Here is a 24,778-nt window from a genome sequence, read left to right as displayed (position 1 = left end):
CCCGATGTCACCGTCTCGAGACGGCTGCGGCAAGGCTACCTGAAAGCGGCCCTACCCGCTCCAGAGCATTGATGAATCCAACCTGATGCATCGCCCGGGCACGACTGAACCGGCGGCCCCCCCGCCCGTGGTATGCGCCGTTCCCGCTTGGCCCAACCACGCCAAATGGTAGATCGTCCTGCGCGATGTGGAGCAGCGTGCCCTTCACGGTCACGCCGCTTCTCCAACCGCCTGCCAAGCGGCCCTCAGCCGGTTCTTCTGAGAAGCATGCCATGTCAGAGCGACCCAGCAAGCGTGCGAGAGCCGACGCGAATACGCTTGAGGACAGCCGTCTCTGCATCGGTGAAGGCGCATTCTGTCGCTTTGATGGGACCTTCTGACCCGCGCGTCAGTGATGCTGCTCATGGGGTCACCTCGCTTGAACACGGCCTATCGCGGGTCGGCCAGCCAACGGGACTGCTACTCGACCGAAGGCGGCCTTTCGTCCAACCCTCGCCCCGTTTCCACTCCGCCGACCTTCTAATCCGAGCTTTTCCCGCTAACTTGTCAGCCGACGACATTGCCAGTAATGCTGCCTTGGGAGCTTGGCATGCCGGTCTTTTCGCTAGTTGGGGCAGGATCTCTGCGCGGCTTCGACACCGAGGTAGCCGCATTGGGCGGTGATGCGACCGCCATGTTGCAAGAAGTAGGGCTGGACGCCAGCGTCCTGGACGGAGCCACTCCTCTGGTCGATTTGGAACGCGTGGTGTGGTTGCTGCACGAGGCGTCCGTGCGGTTCAGCTGTCCTGACTTCGGCATGAGGGTTTCGGCTTCGCAAGGCTTGCCCATCATCGGATCGCTGGGCAAGCTGCTCGCGGCTCAGCCCGACTTGCTGGCAGCGTCGGAAATTTTGAATAAACATATCGCCTTGCATCACACCGCCGAGCATTGGCGGATGCAGCGTCACGGGGGGCTACTCTATGTACGTCGCATTGGACACTGTGAGCGACCCTCGCGCCAACAGTATCATGAGATGGCCATCTGCACCTTCAACCGAATAAACCGACAACTGGGCGGCTCAGCTGTAAAACCCTTTCGTGTAGAGTTCAGTCATTCGAGGGTGGCTGATCCGATCCAGTATTGGAGACATTTTGGCTGCACCGCTTTGTTCGATCAGGAGCACGATTGCCTCGTCTATGACGAGGACCTTCTACGTCTCCCGGTTAGCTCAAAGGCGGCGGCGATGGTCGGCAGCGCGACCGAAACGCGGATCTCTGCGCAGGCCGAGGCGGAACGCCTTGAGCTGGAGGTGCGAAGCCTCATTGCACAGGGATTGGGTGAGCATCGACACGGCATTGAACCGGTTGCGGCAGCGCTCGGCATGGGCGTTCGCACGCTACAGCGGCGCCTCGCGCAGCGGCATCTAAGCTTTCTGGCATTGACCAGCGATGTGCGGCACGACCTTGCTTGCTGGCATCTTGAGGCATCGTCGATGCCGCTGACGAAGCTCGCCAACCTGTTGGGCTATGAAGATCTTCCGACCTTTTCGAAGGCGTTTCGGCGTCAGACTGGCGTGCCTCCCTCGATATGGCGACGAGATGCAAAGGGAGCCGCGCATATGGGATTAGTCCCGCCCCCGTGATCCGGTCAGGGTTCGAATGTAATTCCTTCTCCACAGTCGCTGATGACACCGGAGCTGCAGCGGAACGCCCCTGTCCTGCCTTTCGCTGAGGCAAGGCGGCAGGACCCATCAATAACCCACCACCTCCTCCGGAAGGCATTGCTCTGCAACACGGGGGGCGGCGCGGCGCTAATCCTTGTGCAGTCGCTCGCCTGCAATCCAACGGACCAGCCAAGGCAGCTGCTGAATGCGCGCTCCCGACGCGGCCGCCAAGACATAGGCATGGGCACACTTTTGGAAAAACTCGGCATTGAGGCTAAGCCGCGCGGCGGTCATGCCCGAGATCAGGATGACCTCCCCGGCTTCCCAAACAGCGAGCGCAATAGCTGGTTCTCAACGCCGCGGCGGCCCGCATCCCCCGCTCGACCAGGGAAATGGCCTTCGACAATATCGCTCCCTTCTCCGTCAGCGTCGATCTGCTCAAGCCTAAGCCTCTCCGCCAGCTTGAACCTTAAGTGCCCGATAAACGTCGGCCCTCAACATCGGACCCACGTAAACTTCCGATCTTGACGGAAAGTTCAAGGCGAGGCATCTTTTTATCGTGCGGCGAAAAGTACGCGCGATTGAGGAGAGAGATGCGGAGGGCTGTCACTGGCGGCGCGTTCTGGGCGCCACTGTCTCTGCAGCTTGCCACAGCGAAGCCGCAGCTTCGCCGTCCGCCGCGCGGTCTGCCCGAACCCTCATCCCTGCAAACGTGGAGAGCGACTCGTCATGAGGCCGTCCGAACTCCGTCGCGTGGGGCCGCGGAACGCTACAGCGGGCGCGGGAAAAAGGTACGCAGCCTCTCGCCAATCGGAAAGGTCCTTTTCCCCCTTGCAACTGCAAACGAGCCAAGTGCTCTAGTTATTACCCCTGCGCTACGACTTGTCTGCGGGTGGGAGACAATAGCTCATTGGATGCTTCGACACGAACCAACACGATCTGCTCTCTTGAAAAGGCACCAGCAATGAATATCCTCGGAAGGCTTGCCGCAGTAACTGCGCTGAGCATCACCGCAACGAGTGCCACGGCGCAGACGACCGCCGCTGTGTCTGCGACGGAGGTGCCAAATACGGTATCACCTGAGACTGCGGCGCAGCTCAAGTTCGTCTACGGGTTCATGGCAAAGAAACCTGGCCCGCGGCCGACATCACCAGCAGAATGGGACCGGCAGGCCAAGCAGAACGAAGCGGCAATTCTGCCCCTCGTCGACGGCGTGGTGAAGCCGCTCAATATTAGCTACAAGACTGAGACAATCGGCCGCGTTCCCGTGCTGCGCATACGCCCGACCAATTACCGCCCTGGACAGGTTTTGATTTATGTCCACGGCGGCGGCTACGTCAGCTTTTCGGCACGATCCTCACTCGTTCAGGCGGCGCTGATCGCCAACGCGACCGGCGACGAAGTCATTTCGATCGACTACACGTTGGCGCCGCACGGTAAATTCCAGATCGTCACCGATCAGGTCCTCAGCGTTTGGCGAGAGCTTTTGGCCAACGGCGTGACGCCGAGCAACACGGGCATGTTCGGTGACTCCGCCGGCGGCGGCCTCGCAGCGGGATCGGTGCTGAAGATGCGCGACAAAGGACTGCCTCTGCCGGGAGCTTTGTGGCTGCTCTCCCCGTGGTCGGACATCACGCAGACCGGCGATACCTACACGACGCTCGCCGCGGCTGACCCGACCCTCGACGCGGAATCTCTCTCGTGGGCTGCAGACGCCTATGCGGCGCCAGAGGACCAGAAGAACCCGTATGCGTCTCCCGTTTACGGTGACTACTCGAAGGCCTTCCCGCCGACGCTGATCCAGGTGGGATTGCGCGAAATCTTCCTCAGTACCGCGGTGCGGCACTATCAGGCGATCCGGAGCGGTGGGCACGAGGCGGTCCTCGACGCATACGAAGGCATGCCGCACGTCTTTCAGGCGATTGTGTCCAATACCGTCGAGTCAAAGACGGCCGTTGCACGGGCCGCAGCCTTCTTCCGCGAGCACCTCAAGCCGTGATTGGCGAGCGCACCTAAAGCCGGGCGTGAGACTAGCCCCATTGATGAGGCTGATCCGGACTCGAGCAGCAGTAACTCGCCGGTGCGGAAGCGGGGTCGAACCTGATCGAACAGTCACAAACCGGACGGGAGATTGCGCACATGATGGAAAGTGAAATGGCCTCGCGCGGCTTTTACCGGCTCGTGCTGCGGAACAGCGTCGCGCTGCTGGCGCTCGGCGCGGGAGTTGGCACCCCAGCGGCCAGTGCTCAGGATGGTGGGACGCCGGAGCGCCGTGCTGCCGAAATCGTTCGAAAGATGACATTAGAGGAAAAGGCGAGCCAGATGCTCAACACCTCTTCGGCCATCCCGCGGCTCCATGTCGCCGCCTACCAATGGTGGAGCGAGGCGCTGCACGGGGTGATCGCCGAGGCCGAGTCGACCAATTTTCCCCAGCCGATCGGCCTCGCCGCCACCTTCGACACGCCCCTGCTCCACGACGTGGCCAAGGTCATCACCGCCGAGGCGCGGGTGGCGAGCGACCGCCGGGTCGCCGGGGGCGACCGCGTCGGCATGATGTCGGGCCGCGACCTGTGGTCGCCCAACATCAACATCTTTCGCGATCCCAGGTGGGGGCGCGGCCAGGAGACCTATGGCGAGGACCCGTTCCTGACCGGCAGGATGGGTGTAGCCTATATCACCGGGATCCAGGGCCCCGATCCCGACCATCCGATCAACGTCGCGACGCCCAAGCATTTCGCGGTGCACAGCGGTCCCGAGCCGACCCGGCACAGGACCGACAATTTCGCATCGCTGCACGACCTGCGCGATACCTACCTCCCCGCCTTCCGCGAGGCGGTGGTGACGGCGAAGGCGGGTTCCGTCATGTGCGCCTATACCGGCCTGAACGGGAAGCCCGCCTGCGCGAACCCGTTCCTTCTGCAGGATACGCTCCGGCGCGACTGGGGCTTCAAGGGCTATGTGGTGTCCGATTGCGAGGCGGTGGCCGACATCTACCAGGGCCACAAGTTCCTGCCGACCGCCTCGGCCGCTGCGGGCGCCGCGGTGCGGGCGGGCATGGACAATGAGTGTTCGAACGAGGGCTTCTTCGATCCCGACACGTTCGGACGCCCGGGCCATTATGCCGCCGCCGTGAAGGAGGGAAAGCTGACCGTCGCCGAGCTGGACCGGGCGGTCACGCGCCTGGTCGCGGCCCGCATCCGGATGGGCACGCTGGCCGACGACGGTCCGACGCCGACACCCCCGTCCATGTCCTTCGCGACCCGGGAGAACGCCGCCCTCGCGCTCGCCGCCGCCGAAAAGTCGATGGTCCTGCTCAAGAACGACGGCATCCTCCCGCTGGCGGCCGCCAAGCCGCTGCGGATCGCCGTCGTCGGCCCGCTCGCCGACGCGCGCCGCGTCTTGCGCGGCAATTACACGTCGCGCGACACGTCGCGGCTGCCGACGGTCCTGGACGGCCTGCGTGCGGCGCTTCCCAACGCGCGCATCACTTCGGCACTCGCCGGAGAGTCGCTGACCGATGGCGACGTGGTGCCGCAGGACGTCCTCCAGACGGACGACGGGCGCCCGGGGCTCACCATGCGCACCTTCGACACCGCGAACCCGCCCGGCCCGGCCCCTCGCTCGTTGCTCGAGAAGGCGATCGGCATCGCCGGAGGCAAATTCGCCGCCACCCCCACGAGCACGGTGACGATCCCCAATCTGAAAGCCGAGGGCTTCTCCAGCCCCATCCTGCCGCGAGGCGGCAAGATCGTCACTACCGGCTTCCTGGTGCCGGAAGTTTCGGGCACCTACCGTCTCGGTCTCCGCGGCTCGGCCAGTACGCTCAAGCTGGACGGCATCGAGCACGTCAGTATTGGCCTGTCACCAGCCATTTCTACCACTGCCACGCTGAAGACGGTGCGGCTCGAGGCGGGCAAGCGTTACTCGATCGAGGTGACCACGATCTCGGCCGGCCTCATGTTCGCGGAGCTGGACTGGCAGCTCGTCTCCCCCGATCCGATCGCCGACCTGCGTATGGCCGCGAGCAACGCCGACGTGCTGGTCGCGGTTGTCGGAATCGATTCAAGCCTGGAGAGCGAGGAGGCGACGCAGAAGCTGGAGGGCTTCGCCGGGGGCGACCGCACATCGCTCGACCTCCCGGCGGACCAGCGGCGCCTGCTCGAAGCCGCGAAGGCCACGGGCAAGCCCCTGGTCGTCGTCAACATGAGCGGCAGCGCGATCAATCTCGACTGGGCGAAGGCCAATGCCAATGCGATCCTCCAGGCCTGGTACCCGGGCCAGGAGGGCGGGATCGCGGTGGGCAGGACGATCGCGGGATTGGCCAATCCGGCGGGACGGCTCCCCGTCACCTTCTACCGCGACGTGGGTCAGCTGCCGGTCTTCGACGACTATCGCATGGCCAACCGGACCTATCGCTACTTCACCGGCGCACCGGTCTATCCCTTCGGATATGGCCTGAGCTACACGCGCTTCGCCTACGGGCCGGTGTCGGCCAGGCCCAGTGGACGGGACGGCGGCTATGTCGTCGAGGCGGACCTGACCAACACAGGCAAGCGCGCCGGCGACGAAGTCGCGCAGCTCTACCTCAGGTTTCCGAAGGTCCCGGGTGCCCCCAACATCGCGTTGCGCGGCTTCCAGCGGGTCGCGCTGCGACCTGGCGAAAGGCGCAGGCTCCGCTTCGAGCTGAGCCCCCGGGATCTGAGTTCCGTGTCGCCGGACGGGCTGATCGCCGTCGCACCCGGCCGCTACACGGTCGTGGTGGGGGGGGGACAGCCCGACCAGGGATTGCCGTTCTCGACGGCGAGCCTCGTGTTGAAACGGCGGACGACGCTGCCGAACTGAGCTATGGCGGGATCGGCCGGAGCCATGCGGCAGCGGCGCGTACGATCCGGGCGATAGACGGCAATCCGAACCGGGATGCCCTTGCCGAGGGCGGATCGGATCGGGGCTTTGAAGGAGGTTCAGTGATGAGCGAGCGGGCGCGGCCGGCGGGCCGGATGGGGAGGTGGCTGCTTCGGGGACTGCTGATCCTCGTCGCCGCCATCGTCCTCGCGATCGTGGCGCTCAAGCTCGTCAGCATGGCGGCCGGCGAAAGCCTGCGCTCCTACGCCCTGCGCGAGATTTTTCTCCCGGCGATGAACGCGAAACAGGGCATGATCGACGAGCGCAGCTTCACCCGCTCGTTCGCCGAACAGCAGAAGGCGGGCAGCGCTCCCCCATCTGATGAGCTGCGCGCGCATTATGCGGTCTCCAAGAGCGTGGTCGATGGCAGAACCGTCTACACCGTCGTTCCGCGGCAGGGCGGCAACCGTCGACGGATCGTGTACCTGCATGGCGGGGCGTACATCGGGCCGATGAGCTCGCTCCAGTGGAGCATCGTCTCCGGCCTGGCGGAGCGCACCGGCGCGACGGTGATCGTGCCGGACTATGGCCTCGCGCCGCGCCATTCCTGGCGGGACGGATATGCATTGATGGACCGGGTGTACGGTGGGCTGCTCTCCCGCTCGCGTCCGCAGGACGTGATCCTCTCGGGCGATTCCGCCGGCGGCGGCTTCGCCCTGGGGTTCGCGCTGTGGCTCAAGGATCAGCGCAAGCCGCTCCCGGCCGGGCTGGTGCTGTTCTCGCCCTGGCTGAACCTGACGCTCCACAACCCGGCGCAGGAGGCTCTGGACGACCGCGATCCCATCCTGGCGCGTCCCGCCCTGAACTACGGCGCCCGGCTGTGGGCAGCAGGCCTTCCGCTGGAGGATCCGCGGATCAGCCCGGTCCTCGGCTCCCTGTCCGGGCTACCGCCGATCTTCGTCGCCAGCGGAACGGCCGATCTGCTTCACGCCGACGCCCTCCAGCTGCTTCAGCGAGGGAGGGCGGCGGGTGTCGGGCTCGATTACGACGAGGGGCGCAATCAGACGCACGCGTGGTCGATCGTGCCGATGCCCGAAGCCGAGCGCCTGTACGATCGAGCGGCCGGCTTCATCAACACCGCCGTCCCGCTGCGCGCACGATTGTTGTGCAAGGATCAACCGGGCGGCAGTCCCGACGCGGGGGAACATGGACGATGAGGAGCATCTCCGTTCTCCTCTTTCCCGGGCGCATCGGGTTCGACACTCCCGCTTGCAGGGAGGCGCCGCGCCGATCCGGGGCACTGGGAAGCGGGTGACGGCGATCGCCGTTTCAAACAGTGTCGAGTCGTTGCCGGGGCTCATGCTCCCAGTTGAAAGGCCTTTCATGTCGCCCCTTCGGTCCCGCAAGCTGCTCTCCATTTCCCTTTTATACGGGTCGATGCTGGGGGGGTGTGCGGTCGCACCGCGTCCGCAATCCGCCGGCGCGACGCCGGCCATGCCGGAGGACGCGCTCGCGCAGAGCTTCGTCGCGCCGCCGAACAGCGCCCGCCCCCGCGTCTGGTGGCATTGGATGAACGGCAACGTCACCAAGGACGGCATCCGCAAGGATATCGAATGGATGCAGCGGGCCGGCATCGGCGGCCTGCAGAACTTCGACGCGAACCTTCCGACGCCCAAGGTCGTCGAGAAGCGCCTCGCCTTCATGACCCCCGAGTGGCAGGACGCGTTCCGGTACGCGGCCGGGCAGGCGCAGGCGAACGGGCTCGAACTGACGATTGCCTCGTCGGCGGGCTGGTCGGAGACGGGCGGTCCGTGGGTCGAGCCCAAGGACGCCATGAAGAAGGTGGTGTGGAGCGAAACCACCCTGACCGGCGGTCGCCCGTTCTCGGGCAAGCTCGCGGTGCCGCCGAGCACCACCGGCTCGTTCCTGGACCTGCCGCTGGTCGAGGGAATCGCGATCACCAAACCGAAGGTCCTGCCCACCTTCTACGCGGACATTGCCGTCCTCGCCTACAGGATCCCCGCAGACAAGCCCCTGGCCGCTCCCGCCACGATCACGAGCCGCGGCGCGAAACTGGACGCACGCCCGGTCTTCGACGGCAGCCTTGCCACCGGAATCGATCTGCCCGTCAGCACGCCGGACAACGTGGCCGACCTGACCGTCAGCTATGATGCCCCCCAGACCGTCCGTTCGCTCACCCTCTTCATTCCCGACATGGTCGGTGCGGCGTCGCCTCCGAAGATATTTCCCTCCCTCGAATCTAGCACCGACGGGCAGGGCTGGCGAAAGGTCGGCGACATCGCCGTCAGTGCGGTGCCCACCACGATCAGCTTCGCGCCGGTGACGGCCCGCTACTTCCGCGTGGTGATGCCGGTGAACCCCGGAGCCGACGAGTTCGTCTGGAAACCGGCGCCCGGCGTCGACGACACGTTCTTCAAGCTGTTGTCCGGCCCGCGGAAGACCATGAAACTGGCCGAGATGAAGCTCTCGGCGGAGCCGCGAGTCAATCAGTTCGAGACCAAGGCGGGCTTCTCGCTCACCGACAATTATTACACGCTCGGGGTCGGCACCGATCCGGCGCAGGGCGTTCCTCCCGCCGAGGTGGTCGACCTCACCGGCCGGATGCGCCCCGACGGCTCGCTCCACTGGACGCCGCCGGCCGGCAGGTGGCGCGTCGTCCGGATGGGCTACTCGCTGATCGGCAAGGTCAACCATCCCGCCACCGACGAGGCGACGGGGCTTGAGGTCGACAAGTACGACGGCCGGGCCGTCCGCGCCTATGCGGAGCACTACCTCGGCCTGTATCGCAAGGCGGTCGGCGACGACCTCATCGGCGCCAGGGGCATCCGGGGCTTTCTGACCGACAGCATCGAGGTGGGCGCCGCGAACTGGACGCCGGACATGGTGGCGCAGTTCCGCAAGCTGCGCGGCTACGATCCGATCCCCTTCCTGCCGGTGCTGACCGGCGCGATCATCGGATCGCCCCGGGAAAGCAACGCCTTCCTCTACGACTACCGTCGCACCCTCGCGGACCTGATCGCGTCCCAGCACTACGGCACCCTCGCCGAGGTCGCACACCGGAACGGCCTGACCGTCTACGGCGAGGCGCTGGAGCTCGGACGCCTCTCGTTCGGCGACGACATCGACATGCGCAGCCACGCGGACATCCCGATGGGCGCGCTCTGGACTTACCGGCGCGACAAGGGCCCCCGGACCCCCTTCCTCGCGGACATGAAGGGAGCGGCGTCCACCGCACACCTTTTCGGTCGCAACCTGGTCGCGGCCGAGTCGATGACATCGGCCTTCAACCCGTGGGGCGATGCCCCTGCCGACCTCCGCCGGATCGTCGATCTCGAATTCGCGTCCGGGATCAACCGGCCCGTCATCCACACGTCGGTCCACCAGCCCCTCGACGACAAGGTGCCGGGGCTGTCGCTCCTGTTCTTCGGCCAGTCCTTCAACCGGCACGAGACCTGGGCCGAGATGGCGCGTCCGTGGATCGACTATATCGCGCGCAGCAGCCTCATGCTCCAGCAGGGCCGCTTCCACGCGGATGTCGCCTATTTCTACGGGGAGGAGGCCCCCACGGTCCCGCTCACGTTCGACCGCTATCTTCCCGACGTTCCGACGCACTACGGCTACGACTTCGTCAATTCGACCGCGCTGCGCGATCTGCTCACGGTCGACGGCAGCGACGTCGTCGCGCCGAGCGGCGCGCGCTACCGGATGATCTACCTGTCGGGCACCAGCGACAGGATGACGCTGCCTATGCTCCGCCGCGTGGCGGCGCTCGCCGAAGCGGGCGCGACGATCGTCGGCAACGCACCGACCGCGTCACCGCAGCTTGAGGACGACGCCGCGGAGTACAGACGCATCGTCTCGCAGCTGTGGTCCGGGCAGCCCAAGACGCGCGTCGGACGCGGCCTCGTGATCGCGGGCAAGGACATCGAGGGCGCCCTGGGCAAAGCGGGGGTGACGCCCGACTTCGCGTATCGGGGATCGTCGCAGGCGAGCAGCGTCCTATTCGTCCATCGCAAGCTCGACGACGGCGACATCTATTATGTGAACAATCGCCGCAATGAGGCCGATCAGGGCGAGGCCCGCTTTCGCGTGACCGGGAAGGCGCCGGAAATCTGGCGTGCCGACACGGGCACCTGGCAGCCGGTGTCGTACCGGACCGAGGGCGATACGACGGTCGTTTCACTCGACATGGTGGCGGAGGATTCGTTCTTCGTGGTCTTCCGGAAGCCGACGACCTCGCCATCGGCCGAGGTCCGCATGCCACGGCTGACTCAGGCCGCCACGCTGAACGGCAGCTGGAATGTCGCCTTCCAGCCGGACCGCGGCGCACCGGCTTCGATGGTGCTTCCACAATTGGCGTCGCTCAGCACCCAGGCCGAGCAGGGTGTCCGCTACTTCTCAGGTGTCTCGACCTACACGAAGACATTCGAGGCGCCGGCCGGGTGGAAGCGGGGGCAGCCGATGATGCTCGATCTCGGCACGGTCGGTGACCTCGCGGAGGTGCGAGTCAACGGAGTACTGGTGGGCACCGCGTGGCATGCGCCCTACCGGCTCGACATCGCGCGGGCTGCGCGGGCCGGCCGCAACACGCTCGAGATCAAGGTGGCGAACCTCTGGGTCAATCGGCTGATCGGTGACGCTCAACCGGCTGCCAAGAAGATCACCTATACGGCGCTGGGCACCTACAAGGCGGACGCGCCTCTGCGGCCCTCGGGCTTGATCGGCCCCGTTTCTCTCCTAGTCGATAGGCCCTGACTTAGTCCCTCCCGACTTGCACGGCTCGGGGTTTGGAGGAGGATAGATTGCCGAAGGAATGAGCGCGACCAACGGGCCGAGCCAGGAAATGGCTGCTTCGGGCGCTGCTGATCCTTGTCGCCGTGGTCGTTCTCTCATCCGTAGTTCTTGAAGTCGTCAGCATGGCGGCTTGAACCGCGCCGGGTTTGTCGGAGGCTCCGACTCCTGAGAGGAAGGGGCTATGACGAGCAAGACTACGAACAAGTTTTCGCCTGAGGTGCGGGCTCGGGCGGTACGGATGGTGCTGGACCACGAGAAGGATCACCCATCGCGCTGGGCAGCGGTCGTGTCCATCGCGGCGAAGATCGGGTGCGCGGGCCAGACGCTGCACGAGTGGGTCAAGAAGGCCGAGGTCGACAACGGTACGCGCGCCGGGGTGCCGAGCGACGTCGCCCACCGAATGAAGGCTCTGGAGCGGGGGAACCGCGAGCTGCGCTAGGCCAACGAGATCCTGCGCAAGGCGTCGGCGTATTTTGCGATGGCTGAGCTCGACCGCCGAGCGAGGTGATGGTGTCGTTCATCGACGCACATCGCAAGTTGTACGGGGTCGAGCCGATCTACCGGGTTCTGCCGATCGCCCCGTCGACCTATCATGCTCACACAGCCAGAAGGATTGAGCCGACCAGGAGGTCGGCTCGGGGTCGGCGTAACGGTGCGCTTGGGCCGGAGGTGCGCCGCGTGTTCGAGGAGAACTTCCGCATCTACGGCGTGCGCAAGGTCTGGCGGCAGCTGCGGCGCGAAGGGTTCGACGTCGCCCGCTGCACCGTTGCGCGCCTGATACGGCCGATGGGCCTGGCCGGCGTGATCCGCGGCAAGCCGGTGCGCACCACTGTCAGCGACAGGACGGCGCCATGCCCGCTCGACCGGGTCACCGGCAGTTCCGTGCGCCGGCACCGAACATGCTGTGGGTGTCGGACTTCACCTATGTCGCGACCTGGGCGGGGTTCGTCTACGTCGCCTTCGTCATCGACACCTATGCCCGCCGGATCGTTGGCTGGCGCGTCAGCAGGACGGCGCATACCAGCTTCGTCCTCGATGCGCTCGAGCAAGCGCCCACGACCGCCGACCGGTTCATCGCGGCGGCCTGGTTCATCATAGTGACCGCGGGTCGCAAGGCGGACTCAACCGGTCGTCGCAACACGGTGTGTGTTGATCTGCGCGAGGCATTGGTCAAGCGCCTCGGCCGGTGTTTTCCAGCCCAGCGTCTTGCGCGGTCGGGCGTTGAGGGTGGCCGCCACCGCAGCGAGCGCGTCTGGGGCGTGGGCGCTCAGATCCGTCCCTTTGGGGAAGTACTGGCGCAGCAACCCATTGGTGTTCTCGTTGGTGCCCCGCTGCCACGGGCTCTGCGGGTCGCAGAAGTAGACCTGGACGCCGGCATCCACCTTGAGGCGCGCATGCTGCGCCATCTCGGCGCCTTGGTCCCAAGTGAGCGTGCGTCGCAGTTCTTCGGGCAAGGTGATGATGGTCCGCGCGATCGCGTCCCGCACCGCCTCGGCGCCGTGTCCCGCCAGCGTTGGCCCGTTCTTGATGCTTGACCCGGCACCATGACCTTCCATGCGCGGCACGTGCAGCAGCATCGTGAAGCACGTCGTGCGCTCGACCAGCGTGCCGATCGCCGAGCTGCCGAGCCCCAGGATGAGGTCGCCTTCCCAGTGACCCGGCACCGCCGGGTCATCGACTTCCGCAGGACGCTCGCTGATCATGACATCGCTCGAGACGAAGGTCTTGCCGCGTAAGCCGACCCGCGCACGCGGCGTTCGCAAGGTCCGCCCGGTTCGCAGGCAGGCGGTCAGTTCGCGGCGCAAGGCGCCACGGCCCTGGACGTTAGAGTGCCTGGTAGATGGTTTCGTGGCTGATGCGCATCGTCTCGTCGTCCGGGAAGTCGACGGCCAGACGCCTGGCGATCTGTTCCGGGCTCCATGCCCGCGCCCAGCGCCGATCCTGTCGGGGGCCGTGCCGACGCCCCTTCCATGATATCGTGGGCCCAGGGACCGGACTTCCCCCGCTGCTACGCACGACGCCAGCGAGCCTCTCCTCCACATAGGAGCGTAAGGCGGGGTTGCTGGCGAGCTTCGCCGCCTTGGGACGACGGGCGGACCGCTGAGCGACGGTCGCGCGATAGTCCAGACCGCCGCTGCGGGTGGTCGCGTTGCGTCGGACTTCCCGCGATATCGTCGAGGCGAAACGACCGAACCGACGTCCGATCTCCTGCAGGCTATAACCCTGGGCGAGCAGCAGCGCGATCTCCTCGCGCTCCGCCGGGGACAGATACCTTCCCGACAGCGGCTTCGCCGCGGGCCTGAACATCGCTGGTGGCATGCCGCCCGACTCCCGGAACCATCTGGTCCCCACAGGTTGCGATATGCCAGCTTGGCGAGCAGCAGCTTCGCTGCTCATCCCGGTCGCAATGAACCTCCAGAACAGCTGCCGCTCGCTCCGCGTGGATGCCGGCGGTCGCCCAAGTGACCGTAATGGCGGTCGCCCACATCGATCCGACCGCCGCTTCCGAATGCCCATCGCAGCCTCCTCCGCCGAAGTGTTGCGACGACCGGTTGAGTCCGCCCAATACGTGTCGATCAAGTACACCGAGCGCCTCGCTGAGGCCGGGATCGAGCCCTAAGTCGGCAGCATTGGGGACAGCTACGACAACGCTTTGGCCGAGACAATCAACGGCCTCTACAAGGCCGAGGTGATCCACCGCCGCGGAGCGTGGCGCAGCTTCGAAGCCGTCGAGTACGCCACGCTGGAATGGGTGCACTGGTTCAACCATCGCCGGCTGCTCGAACCCATCGGCAACATCCCGCCTGCCGAAGCCGAGGAGCAATACTATGCTGCCGCGAACAATCGATATGGCAGCGTGACTCACATCCAACGGCCTCCGGTAAACCCGGCGCGGTTCACTGGCTGGCGTCGGACCATCACCGAGGAGACCAAGGACGAGCCGCCGTCAGTCTTTGCGTACTATCACCTGCGACCGGCTTCATGCCGCAGAATGAGGATCGATTACTTAGGTAACCGGATCAAGCGCTTTGCGGATTTGAAACCCCCGCGAGATGGTCGAGGCTCGCCCGCTGGGATCGAGTTTCGGGACGCCCGCGGGAACGTGTGCTGACCGTAGGTTCCTCGCCTCACCAGCACCTGCCTCTTCAAATCACGGACGGCAGGCTGTCACGGAGCAAGCAATGCACGACGAAGTAGCAGCAAGCTTATCGGGTTGTAACTGGGAAGGACACTGCGAAGTTGCCGCCAGCTGCCAAGCCGCCTCGTGGGCGAAAGCGTATCGCGGTCACACCCCTCTGCGAAGTCGGATCGCCCGGCGTAGGCACGTAGGTCCACGTGCTTCCGCCATCGGAGGAAAATTCCACATCGTCGCTCGCGCTCGCGGGGCCGGTGTAGGTCAAGCTTGTGCTTTTTCCAATTGTGGCGGTTACCACATTCGATGCCTCGGCTGTTCCATCACCATCTAATGCGATCGGCTGTCGCCCGCTGATCGGGACAACCACAATCATGCCGTTATCGATCGGCACGATGTCGGGATTGATCATCGATACGCTAAGGCGCTGCTTGCTGCCGGGTATCGCCTTGGGTGAAGAAACTCCGTTGACCGGGTCCCACGTAGTTCTAATGCTGGTACTGACCACCATGTCTTTCGGCGTGACCATCAAGGTAACATCTACAACGGTCTCTGCTGATCCCTTGTCCTCGCCCACAAGGCAGAGACCGAGAAGGCCAATACCCTGACAAAAGTACCAGTTCCACCTGATCGTTATCCTGTCGGTGTAGGTTCCGACCGCCGGTGGCGTGCTTCTACTAGGCCTTACAAAGAACGGCAAGTCTGCTGAGCTTCCTCCAAGCAAGCCGAGGAGGTTGAGTAGATTGTTCTGCATATAGTCGATCGTGCCATTCTGGCCCGCAACGATCGTTCCTGCAGGATCAGCAGACAAGATATAGGGAATTGCTGATGTGGTGCCACTGGCCGGGTTCAGCTTTAGCCCGTTCCCGCTCCGATAGGTTGCTCTGATGTAGTTGCCGCTGAGCAGCATCAATACACCAGATGAACATGTAAGACCCGCCCTGCTTTGCAGGGCGGGCACCGCTCCGGCTTTAACCGCTGCCGGCGAGAACGAACCCAAACTGGTTGTGATGCTAGGGCTGACAGTGCCCCCAAGGCCGGGCTGGCGCACAATGCGCCAAAGCCGATGATTGGCGCTGGGAACCGCCATCTGCCCCTGCCGCCACGCAAGCTGCTATCGAACGTTGCCCGCACCAATCAGGGCCTGCTTATCGGGCGTTCGCCCGCGCCAGTGTTTGGCGGCGATTGCTCGATCCGGATTGGTTTGCCGTACACGGTGATGGTGCGTGTCTCGCCGGGCAAGCGGTACATCAATGTTGCGGACGAAGCCTGAGGAGGGCAGCACAACGCTGGTAGTGACTGCGTGGCAGCCCTGCCGGTTTCCGGTTTCTGACAATCACGCTCAAAGCTGCAATCTGCCACACGTCTGCCTCTTCAACTACGCCCGTAGACCTGCGGTATCACCAGAACGTCAAAAAAACGTGCACATAGCCAGCTGTTTTCGGCAACGAACGGTGATCGGGAACGCCGGCAGCTTGACGTCCCCCATGTTTTTTAGCCCATTCTGAGCGAGAGTTTTCGGCCCTTTGAAGCCTGCGGGCAAGGAGCCGGGACATGAAGAAGGCAAGGTACACGGAAGAGCAGATCGTCTTTGCGTGAAGAAGGCGGAGACGGGTACGCCGGTGGCCGAAGTCATCTGTCGCATGGGCGTTTCGGAGCAGACCTTCTACCGCTGGAAGAAGGTGCCCGTCGGGCTCGGTGTTGGTGAGCTGCGGCGTGCAGCTCGAGGAGGAGAACCGTAAGCTGAAACAGCTGGTCGCGGATCTGAGTCTCGACGAGCATATTTTGCAGGACGTTTTGGCAAAAAATGTATGGTCCGCCCCCGTCTGGCAAGCGCTGATCGTTCCGGCTGCACAGTCTGCGTAAATGTATCCGGCCTCTTTGCGGGACATCTCGATCCCGGGCCATGATGGGATCCGCGCACGGTCGTCCTTTCAAGCTGGTCCAGCCGATGACGGCTGCATTTTTGCTCAGGCTATGACCGTGTCACCATCGACTGCTTGCCATCACTCCTTGTGCTTGCAGACTTGCTTGTCGGTGCTCGTTGTCGGTCAGGCGGCGATCGGCACGGGCGGCCGGTACGTCTCCCCTCGGGCAAGCACCGCCCAACTGATGCGTACGATCTTGTTGGCGAGCGCCACAACGCGACGTTGCGGTGCACGCGCGTCTCGAGCTGATCCAGCCGCGGCCCCAGCCCCTGTTCGCGCTTCATGTGCAGGCATGCGGATCGAGCGCCGTGGATGAACAGTCGCCTCAGGTTGCTGTTGCCGCGCTTCGACATGCCCAGCAGCGTCGGCTTGCCGCCGGTCGAATGCTGCCGCGGTACGAGGCCGAGCCAGGCGGCAAGATCGCGTCCGCGCTTGAACCCGGTCCCGTCGGCGACCGCTGCGACGAGCGCAGTCGCAACCAGCGACCCGACGCCGGGGATAGCCAGCAGACGCCGACAGGCCGGGTCGGCAGCGGCGATAGCTTCGATCTCCTTCGTGATCGTCGCTACATCCTGCTCGAGTTGCTGCCATTCCGCCCACAGTTGTTGCAGGATCGCCTTCATGCGCGGCGACAACGGCGAGCGGTCGTCGGCGAACAACAGCGGCACTTCGCGCGCAAGGTGAACGCGCCCGACCCGGAACACGATACCGCGCTCGAGCAGGAACGCGCGGAGCTGGTTAAGGACGGCGGTGCGTCGCCCAACGAGCCGCTCGCGCACGCGGTGCAACGCCTGCAGGTCGAGTTGCTCAACCGACTTGACCGGCACGAGACGCATCGTCGGTCGCTGCACGGCTTCCGCGATCGCCTCAGCGTCGAGGTAATCGTTCTTGTTCGACTTCACGAACGACTTGACGAACTGCGGCGGCATCAGGCGCGCATCGTGGCCGAGCGCGATTAGCGCACGTCCCAAGTGATGCACGCCGCAGCAGGACTCCATGCCGACGAGCGTCGGCTCCTGCGCCTCCATGAAGCGCATCAGCTGCGCGCGGCTGAACTTCTTCTTCCAAAGGATCGCACCCTTGGGGTCGAGCCCGACGAGGTGGAAGCTGCTCTTGCCGATATCGATGCCAATTACCGCTACCCCTGTCATGACGGTCCTCCTCAGTGAAGGCAGCCAGGATGCTCCTGGCCGCGTCGCTCCGTAAGGGGGCGGACCATCCCACAAGCTCTGACGCCTGCACGACGGCGCGAGATCGTCGCGCACGTCCAGGCGTTCCACGGTGTCAGCGAGCGGCGCAGCTGCTCGGCGCTGGGCGTCGAGCGGTCGTCGGTGCGCTACATTGCGCACCGGCCGGACCAGACGTCGCTGGTGATGCGCTTCCGCGACTTGGCGGCGACGCGAACCAGATACGGCTATGTGAGGATCTACATCCTGCTGCGCAGAAAGGGATGGTTCGTGAACCACAAGCGGGTTTACCGGCTGTACCGGGAAGATAGGCTGAGCCTTCGGCTCAAGAAGCTTCGCCGCAACGTCAGCGCTGCTAACCGCGAACGGCAGCCTGCGGCGGTCGCCGCCAACGAGATGTGGTCGATGGACTTCCTCTTGGACGCATTGTTCGACGGACGGCGGTTGCCGGCGTTGACCGTAGCCGACGCGTTCACCCGCGAGGTGTTGGCGATCGACGTCGACTAGGGCATCAAGGGTGAGCAGGTCGCCGCGACGATGATGCGCATCGCTTCGGTGCGCGGTGCGCCGAAGACCATACGGGTGGACAATGGGCCGGAGTTCATCTTGAAGGCGCTCGACCGCTGGGCGTACGAGAACGGCGTAACGCTCGAGTTCTCAAGGCCAGGCAAGCCGACCGACACGGATGTTGTAGAAAAGCCCTTTCATGCAGGTGCTGGCATTTTCTTCGCCGAACGGGGTTCGGCACGAGGCTTGGCTCGCCATCGCGAGGTGAAACCATCGTATGCCTTTTCGGCCTCCTCAACACGCACCCTCTCTGCGGCTCGCTTCTCCGGGATGTTGTAATCGTAGGCTGCACCGCGCTTGGCGTGCTCGGTCGCCAAGCCTGCCTTAAGCTCGATACTGCGAAATTTGCGGGCCAGCAGAGCCGGCCGCACCCAGATGTAATCCTCGCCTTTCGTCAGCATGTGCCAGATGATCATGGCAAGCTTTCGTGCGGTCGCCACCGCGGCGATGGGCTTGCCCCGCTTGGCCGTTATCCGCTGGAAGAAGGCACGCAAAGGACCTGGCGAGCGAGCTGCTGCCCATGCCGCTTCGACGAGCATTCCGCGGGCTTGGCCTCGGCCCTGCTTTGTTATCCTCCCATGATAGGCGGGTCCCTCGCCGGACTGACGGGTGCTCGGGTTGAGGCCGAGATAGCCGACCAGCTTTGTCGGATCGCTAAAGCGCCGTACGTCGCCGATGGCAGCCGCAACGCCTGCTGCAACAGCCATGTCGACACCGGGCAGGGTCATTAGCCGCCGAATGACCGGATCGGACATGGTGGCCCTCGCTATGTCGGCTTCCACGTCCTTGAGCGATCCCTCAATGAGATCGATCTGGGCCAGATGGCGGTGGACGGCAGCGCGCTCATCGTCGGGCAGCCGCTGAGCGGCAATCCACTTTCGTCCGCTGATGCCGGTCAGATTCCCGTGCGGACACGGTGGGATGAGATGCGCGTGCAAGATCGACTGGATGAGGTTCTTCAGGCGCACCCGCTGGCGTACGAGTTGGGTGCGGCGCGCCACCTGTCGCCGGAGGGCAAGAGTCGCCTCGTCAGGAACCCATACTTCCGGAAGAAAGCCAGTCGCGTAGAGCTTGGCCAGCACTGCCGCGTCGATCGCATCGGTCTTGATCTTAGCATGCGATCAGCCTCACCTGCTTTGGATTGGCGATGATGACGCGATCGACATGAGGCGCGAGCACCTCGACAACAGCTGCCGCGTTGCCGGTCGCCTCAACGACGACGTGGTCATCTTGCGTAAGCTCCTTCTTGGCGAACTCCTCCAAGCTCTCGCGCAGCATCGGGATACGGCCGAGCTTCACCAAATTGCCGTCGAGCAGCGCCACGGCCTCGGCCGCTACCCGGTGGATGTCCATGCCGACAATCCGCATAACCTCCTCCTTGGTCCAACAAGGTTGAGGGAGCTGGCGGGCAACACGACAATTACGGATCCGCGCTCGCAGCGCATCCGGGCTAGTCGCAGGGGCGGCCAGATAACGACCTCGAGCTCGCAGCTCATGTCAGTACGACGGCCTGCCCGCACTCTCCGTGCTCCCGGTGCCCCATGGCCCGGATCAGCAGAAGCTAGCGGCTCCAACCAACATCGGGAACGGGGTACCGCCAAGCATCATGCCGGATAACGCCTTCGTCGAGAGCTTCAATGGCCGCCTGCGTGACGAGTGCCTCAACAGCCACTGGTTCCTGTCGCTGGCGGACGCGCGGGCCAAGATCGAGGCATGGCGACGGGACTATAACGAGAGCCGCCCTCACACGGCTCTTGGCTGGCTGACGCCGGCCGAATATGCTTGCATCATGCCCGGAGGAGAAACCGGGGGACCGTCACTTGTTGGCACTCATAACTTCTCACGGGGCTATTGGGTGCCAGAACCCGGAGGCGCTGAGGGACGACATCCTGAAGCTCTGACTTCTCCTGTCCCGATGAGCTGGTCGTAATAGGGCAGCCGGTCGCCTCAACAGGGTTGGAGGACGCCCGGGACCAGGCGTCCTCCGCCAGGCCAAACAACATGACCTGTCGACGGTCGCTCCTGGTCGCGTTGCGATCGCACCGCCTGCCGTTGCGCTGGCCCCGCTCGCTCACGGATCGCCGCCAGGCAGCAGCAGCGCTCCGCCTGATAGACTGACGCCTGCCCCGATGATGGTGTTGCAAGTCTTGTCGCATCCGACCGGTCCTGGCTTACGCGGCAGTGTTGCCAATGTCCGGACGCAAACTGCGGCACCTTGGTAAGGCGTCGGTCACCGGTGCGGGGGCAAAGAAGCGCGCCTGGCTATCTCATGCTCGGATAGATCGCGTGCACCGGCACTTGCGCCACCAATGGACTGCTGTGGTATAAGATGATTTATATTTATACGGCGTATAGAAGGCGACGATCTTCACGCCTCTCCGCCGATGGGGTCACCTGATGACGCGTGCACAGAAGAGAGAAACTTACCATCACGGATCGTTGCGGGAGACCCTGATCAACGCGGCGGACGCCATCATCCGCGAGCGGGGGCTGGAGGGTTTCTCTCTACGCGAGGCGACGCGGCGTGCCGGCGTTTCCCCGGGGGCGCCGAAACATCATTTTGGCAGCACGGCGGGCCTTCTGACGGAGGTCGCGATCAAGGCGTATGACGAGCAGGCGACCTACATGGATGCGGTCGCCCTTACCGGAGAGGTCGCGAGAGACCTGCGCGCGCACGTGTCGGCATTTGTGCGCTTCGCCTTCGATCATCCGGGACGGTTCCGGCTGATGTTCCGGACCAGGACGCTGCAAAAGGATGAGCGCCTCGATGCTGCCGCGGCACGATCGCTTGAGCGCACGGCCCGACTCATGGCCGCTTACAGCGGCGTCGAGTTGACGGACGACACGACAACCGTGGTCAGCCCCCAGGTAACAGCCTCCATCGCCACCGCCTACGGGCTGGCATTGATGGCGCTGGAGGAGTTGCCCCAGCCCGATGGATTTCCACTGGAGCAGGCCATGCTGCTCGGCACGACCATCACTTCGATCGTCGAGGCACAATGGCCGGATCGGTGACGGAGTCGGACGCGCATTGCCGCCCGCCCCCGTCAACGTCCGCCCGCGCCTCGGGTCAGTAGTCCCAGCGTTCCGCCTGATCATAATAGCCGCGGGGCGGAGGCGGCGCATCGTTGTAGTAACCATCGCCGTATGTCACGCGCGGCGGGGCATCATAGGCATAGCCGCGCGGGCCGTCGTGGCGGTCGCGCGCGCTCGAGGCGATCGCGGCGCCAATACCCAAGCCGAACAGACCGCCGAGAACCGCACCCGCCGCCGCGTTGTCCCGGTTCCGATTGCCGCGTCCCCGGTCCCAGCCACGGTTGCCATGGCCCCGGTCCCAGCCACGATTGCCGCGTCCCAGGTCCCAGCCACGATTGCCGCGCCCCCGGTTCCAGCCACGATTGCCGTTCCACGACCGATCGCCACCCCGGTTCCATCCGTGCTCGCGCTGCGCCTGTGCCTGCGCGGGCATTACGGTCGCAACCGTCATGCTCCCAAGCGCCATCGCAATACCCAGTTTTCCGAAAATGGTCATGATGAATTCCTCTACACGCCCGAGCCGATCGATCGGCTCAAGACCTCTATATCGGCTGCTATCTGAACACCGTATATATGGGATGGTTCCGCGTAAATTCAATGGCTCAAGACCGCGCGAGCCCGCCATCTTTCCGAATGGGGATCGGCGGTCAACGCGTCAGGCAGCTCGGCTTGGCTGCCGCCTCGCTTGTACCCAGCGCGTAGAGCTCTCGCATGTAGGCGGTGTCGAACAGCGGTGCATCGTCCCGCAGCGTGTCCCGCTCGATGGAGCACAGCCGGAACGCGGACGCATGGTCGCGCGTGAAGCGGCGCACCTCTTCGACGCCGCCGCGATCAAGGTACCTCAGCGCCGTCGCCAGGCCGCGCGACAGGATGCCAAACGTCTCGGGCTTCACGACCTTGAACGCCGGGGAGTAACGGCCGTTGTAGAACAGATAGATCGCACCGCGTCCCGTCTCGTCACGCGGAGCTTGTGCGAGCAAACGGCTCGGCAGGACGAAGAAACCGGCCACCGCCCCTCCGTCGACATGCATCTCGGCGAAGTGCCGGCCGTTCGCACCGGCGTCGATCAGAACCGGCGGAAACACGCCCGGTATGCTGGCGGACGCCAGCAACACCCGCTGGAACAGCGCGACGCGATCGGGCGAGGTGCCCGCTGCGATCGCGCCCATGTCCCAGATCACGCCGCGCTGGGCATCCAGGTTGGTCGTCATCACCAGCAGCCTGCGCCCCTTGCGGTGTTCCGCGGCGACCCGCTCGACCAGCGCGGCGTCGGCATGGCGTGCGATCAGCTTCGCGAGAGGGCGGCTGTCGAGCAGGCTGGATCCGCCGAACAGGCCCCGCAGCACGCGCTGGCGATACACGTCGCGCGCGCCGATGCCGGTGTAGATGGCGGTCAGCGCCGCGTCTTCCTGCGAACCCAGGAAGGCGAACGGGGCGATCAGCGCGCCCGTGCTCACGCCCGTCACCATGTCGAAGCTCGGCCGGTCGCCGCGCCGGCTCCATCCGTCGAGCAGTCCGGCGCTGAACGCGCCCTTGTCCGCCCCCCCGGACAGCGCCAGCAGTGTACGCGGCATCGCCAGCCCGGCCTTCCGGCGCTGGTCGAGCAGCGACGCACTCCAGCGGTCATAGGCCGCATCGTCGCCCTCCGACCAGAAGCGGACCTGCTGCGGCCCGCCCAGCGGGGCAGCGGACGACAGATCGGCCGCCGTGTAGGGCGTGCGCGCCGGTATCGCCGCACATCCGGAAACCGCCAGCGCGACCGCCGGGATCATATGCAGCCGGAGACTTCTCACCCGGTTCTTAGCGTTCGACCGGCCGGTCGGCGACGATCGATCCTGCCAGCACCTCGTCGAGTCGCCGGGCAGCCTCGGCGAACGCCATGCGCGCATGGTCGTAGGCGACGTAGGATCCCTTGACGTTCCAGGGCTTGCCGTTGCGATAGGCGGCGAGTTGCGCCAGCACGGCCCCGGTGCGGGCATCCTCCACCTGTATCTCCTCGCTCGCGCCGCCCTGCAGCGGCGCGAACAGGCTGACGGTGCCGAAGGTCAGGCTCGACGCGACCTGGGCGGGTGCGTTGATGTACCAGCGGGTGCGGCGCACATTGGTGATGGCGGCGCGGACCCGCAACGTCGACGCGTCGGCCTCCCGTGCCTCGACGATCCGGTAGCGGCCCGCGAGGCGCTCCGTCAGCGCATCGCGAAACTGCCGCTTCAGCCGCTCCTGGACGGCGGCATCCCTAGGCGGCGCATGCCATTCGACCGGCGCCACGACGACGCGCCGATACGTCGCACCATCATAGGTCGGCGCGACCCAGAAGGCCGCGTTCTTGTGCTTGCCCGCGCGTTGCAGTGGCTGCTGTTCGCCGATGAAGCCCGACCGCGTCAGCTTCTGCCCACCGGTGGAACATCCCGCAAGTGCACAGGCGACAAGAGCGATGGCCGCCAGATTTCTATTCATGATCTCGGATCTCGATGAAGGTATAGCGTCATCCGATGAGGAGCGGCCGGCCTTCGGCCTTGGCGTCCGCCCAGGCGCGCCGCAGCTTGCCGGACTTGCGGATCGGCTCACTGATCCTCTCCACCACCGCTTGCACCGGTTCCACGGACGTGCTGACGGTGCTGCTCTGCACGCCGTCAAGCGTCGCCTTCAACGCGACGCGTGCGCGGGACACGCGACTTTTCATCGTGCCGAGCGAAATGCCGGACCGTTCCGCGGCTTGTTCGTAGGACAGGCCCTCGACCGCGACGAGTCGCAGCGCTTCCCGCTGTGGAATGGGAAGCGCGTCGATCAGGTCAGCCACTTCGCTCAACTCCGCGATGGCGGTCTGGCTGGCCGGTTGCGCCAGCCGGTGTTCGGCGTCGATCTCGTCATAGTCTGCAACGAACCGACCTCGACGGCACTGACTGAGGAAAGTGTTGCGGAGGATCGTGAAGGTCCACGCCCGCAGGCTGGTGCCCGGCTGAAACCGCATGCGCGCCGCCCAGGCCCGCAGCATCGTCTCCTGCACCAAATCGTCGGCCAACTCGTCCTCGCGGCTCAGCGACCGGGCATAGGACTGCAGGCGCGGGCGCAGGCCGGCCAGGTCGTGGCCGAAGGCACGATCCGCGGCCCCGGCATCGGGGGGGCCAAGCCGGTCGATCACTGCCTGCAACTCGCGCGGCAGAGACCAGACGACCTCGAAGCTCGCGCGCAAGCTGTCGGTCATCGTGCCCAGGATGGGCGCTTCATACCCCATCAGCCGTGCTCCGGCCGCACGGCATCGGCGCGTCCGGGACCGACCAGCCTGGCGAGGCGCGGGCGCAACCGGTTCTCGAAATCGTCGATCACCTCGTAGACCACGGGCACCAGCACTAGCGACAGCGCGGTGGACGAGACCAGGCCGCCGATCACGGCCAGCGCCATCGGCACGCGGAACTCGGACCCCTCGCCAAGACCCATCGCCGTCGGCACCATGCCCGCCGCCATCGCCACCGTGGTCATCACGATCGGACGGGCGCGTTCGCGGCATGCCTCGATCAGTGCGTCGTGCTGCGACACGCCGCTGCGCTCCGACTCGATGGCATGTTCGACCAGCAGGATCGAATTCTTGGCGGCCAGCCCCATCAGCATGAGCAGGCCGATCAGGGCC

The 24,778-nt window shown here is 65.1% G+C and carries 13 protein-coding genes, 8 pseudogenes and 1 other annotated feature; of the genes and pseudogenes, 12 read left to right on the top strand and 9 right to left on the bottom strand.

Annotated features, from left to right (window positions below):
- Nucleotides 1-589 precede the first annotated feature (589 nt).
- The 6 genes and pseudogenes from LK533_RS16440 to LK533_RS16415 form a co-directional block, all read left to right on the top strand.
- Nucleotides 590-1,621, top strand: a complete 1,032-nt coding sequence (locus LK533_RS16440) for an AraC family transcriptional regulator (protein WP_229364156.1) — start codon at nucleotides 590-592, stop codon at nucleotides 1,619-1,621.
- A 985-nt stretch (nucleotides 1,622-2,606) separates the two neighbouring features.
- On the top strand, nucleotides 2,607-3,641 hold the full coding sequence (locus tag LK533_RS16435; protein ID WP_229364155.1) for an alpha/beta hydrolase: 1,035 nt from the start codon (nucleotides 2,607-2,609) through the stop codon (nucleotides 3,639-3,641).
- 143 nt (nucleotides 3,642-3,784) lie between these two features.
- Nucleotides 3,785-6,484 carry a glycoside hydrolase family 3 C-terminal domain-containing protein gene (locus LK533_RS16430; RefSeq protein ID WP_229364154.1) on the top strand — a complete coding sequence of 900 codons (2,700 nt, stop codon included), beginning with the start codon at nucleotides 3,785-3,787 and terminating at the stop codon, nucleotides 6,482-6,484.
- Between the two features lie 125 nt (nucleotides 6,485-6,609).
- A complete protein-coding gene (locus tag LK533_RS16425) occupies nucleotides 6,610-7,701 on the top strand; it encodes an alpha/beta hydrolase (RefSeq protein ID WP_229364153.1) in 1,092 nt (363 codons plus the stop codon).
- 166 nt (nucleotides 7,702-7,867) lie between these two features.
- The gene (locus LK533_RS16420) at nucleotides 7,868-11,260 is read left to right on the top strand and encodes a glycosyl hydrolase (RefSeq protein WP_229364152.1); all 3,393 of its coding nucleotides are present in this window, start codon (nucleotides 7,868-7,870) and stop codon (nucleotides 11,258-11,260) included.
- A 220-nt stretch (nucleotides 11,261-11,480) separates the two neighbouring features.
- A pseudogene (locus tag LK533_RS16415) lies at nucleotides 11,481-12,413 on the top strand (IS3 family transposase); the annotation flags it as partial.
- Nucleotides 11,765-11,881, top strand: a sequence feature (AL1L pseudoknot). (Overlaps the previous pseudogene by 117 nt.)
- 7 nt (nucleotides 12,414-12,420) lie before the next feature.
- Here LK533_RS16415 and LK533_RS16410 read toward each other — a convergent pair.
- Nucleotides 12,421-13,816 (bottom strand): annotated as a pseudogene (locus LK533_RS16410) (IS30 family transposase).
- Between the two features lie 43 nt (nucleotides 13,817-13,859).
- Here LK533_RS16410 and LK533_RS16405 point away from each other — a divergent pair.
- Nucleotides 13,860-14,132, top strand: a pseudogene (locus LK533_RS16405) (integrase core domain-containing protein); the annotation flags it as partial.
- Nucleotides 14,133-14,505: 373 nt separating this feature from the next.
- Here the strand turns inward: LK533_RS16405 and LK533_RS16400 are convergent.
- Complete coding sequence (locus tag LK533_RS16400) at nucleotides 14,506-15,522, bottom strand: spore coat protein U domain-containing protein (RefSeq protein ID WP_229364151.1); 1,017 nt, start codon at nucleotides 15,520-15,522, stop codon at nucleotides 14,506-14,508.
- Between LK533_RS16400 and LK533_RS16395 the strand changes: the two genes are divergently transcribed.
- Nucleotides 15,499-15,705 carry a hypothetical protein gene (locus LK533_RS16395; RefSeq protein WP_229364200.1) on the top strand — a complete coding sequence of 69 codons (207 nt, stop codon included), beginning with the start codon at nucleotides 15,499-15,501 and terminating at the stop codon, nucleotides 15,703-15,705. The two genes, LK533_RS16400 and LK533_RS16395, sit on opposite strands and share 24 nt — an antisense overlap.
- Nucleotides 15,706-15,986: 281 nt before the next feature.
- Nucleotides 15,987-16,238, top strand: a pseudogene (locus tag LK533_RS16390) (transposase); the annotation flags it as partial.
- 245 nt (nucleotides 16,239-16,483) lie between these two features.
- On the opposite strand, the pseudogene LK533_RS16385 reads toward LK533_RS16390, so the two are convergent.
- Nucleotides 16,484-17,526: pseudogene (locus LK533_RS16385) on the bottom strand (IS110 family transposase).
- Nucleotides 17,527-17,583: 57 nt separating this feature from the next.
- Between LK533_RS16385 and LK533_RS16380 the strand changes: the two are divergent.
- A pseudogene (locus LK533_RS16380) lies at nucleotides 17,584-18,243 on the top strand (DDE-type integrase/transposase/recombinase); the annotation flags it as partial.
- Between the two features lie 8 nt (nucleotides 18,244-18,251).
- On the opposite strand, the pseudogene LK533_RS16375 reads toward LK533_RS16380, so the two are convergent.
- Nucleotides 18,252-19,482 (bottom strand): annotated as a pseudogene (locus tag LK533_RS16375) (IS110 family transposase).
- A gap of 229 nt (nucleotides 19,483-19,711) precedes the next feature.
- Between LK533_RS16375 and LK533_RS16370 the strand changes: the two are divergent.
- A pseudogene (locus tag LK533_RS16370) lies at nucleotides 19,712-20,044 on the top strand (integrase core domain-containing protein); the annotation flags it as partial.
- A gap of 467 nt (nucleotides 20,045-20,511) precedes the next feature.
- A complete protein-coding gene (locus tag LK533_RS16365) occupies nucleotides 20,512-21,129 on the top strand; it encodes a TetR/AcrR family transcriptional regulator (RefSeq protein ID WP_229364150.1) in 618 nt (205 codons plus the stop codon).
- Between the two features lie 55 nt (nucleotides 21,130-21,184).
- Here LK533_RS16365 and LK533_RS16360 read toward each other — a convergent pair whose 3' ends face one another.
- The 5 genes from LK533_RS16360 to LK533_RS16340 form a co-directional block, all read right to left on the bottom strand.
- Entirely contained in the window at nucleotides 21,185-21,646 is a 462-nt protein-coding gene (locus LK533_RS16360; RefSeq protein WP_229364149.1) for a hypothetical protein, read from the bottom strand.
- A 151-nt stretch (nucleotides 21,647-21,797) separates the two neighbouring features.
- Nucleotides 21,798-22,922 (bottom strand): patatin-like phospholipase family protein, encoded by a 1,125-nt coding sequence (locus LK533_RS16355; RefSeq protein ID WP_229364148.1) that lies wholly within the window; start codon nucleotides 22,920-22,922, stop codon nucleotides 21,798-21,800.
- 28 nt (nucleotides 22,923-22,950) lie between these two features.
- On the bottom strand, nucleotides 22,951-23,607 hold the full coding sequence (locus LK533_RS16350) for a DUF3313 family protein (RefSeq protein ID WP_229364147.1): 657 nt from the start codon (nucleotides 23,605-23,607) through the stop codon (nucleotides 22,951-22,953).
- Between the two features lie 28 nt (nucleotides 23,608-23,635).
- Nucleotides 23,636-24,385, bottom strand: coding sequence for a sigma-70 family RNA polymerase sigma factor (locus LK533_RS16345; protein WP_229364146.1), 750 nt, complete (start codon nucleotides 24,383-24,385; stop codon nucleotides 23,636-23,638).
- On the bottom strand, nucleotides 24,385-24,778 hold a 394-nt coding region (locus LK533_RS16340; protein ID WP_229364145.1), incomplete at its 5' end, for an efflux RND transporter permease subunit. The genes LK533_RS16345 and LK533_RS16340, both read right to left, overlap by 1 nt.

The sequence above is a fragment of the Sphingomonas sp. PL-96 genome, assembly GCF_020707215.1.
In the GTDB taxonomy this organism is placed as follows: domain Bacteria; phylum Pseudomonadota; class Alphaproteobacteria; order Sphingomonadales; family Sphingomonadaceae; genus Sphingomonas.
The sequence above is the reverse complement of the archived record's forward strand: the minus strand, read 5'-3'. Positions and strand labels throughout refer to the sequence as shown.